This window comes from Curtobacterium sp. MCBA15_013 (genome assembly GCF_001865095.1).
Lineage (GTDB): Bacteria > Actinomycetota > Actinomycetes > Actinomycetales > Microbacteriaceae > Curtobacterium.
On record NZ_MJGQ01000056.1, the window covers coordinates 1,396 to 1,612 of the forward strand.

The following is a 217-nucleotide window of genomic DNA, read 5'->3' on the forward strand; positions in this document are numbered from 1 at the left end:
CTGCTGCTGGTTTCGATGTACCTGTTCGGCTTCGCGTTCCAGGTGAGCTCGGGTCAGGCGTTCATCTTCATGGGCGGTCTCGTGCTCATGTGCCTCTCCTTCTTCCTGCCGATCCACGTGTTCGGCAAGCGGTAGTCAGCACCACCGCACACGAACGGCCCCGCACCTGAAGAGGTGCGGGGCCGTTCGCACAACGGAAGTCACCCCGCGCCACGTG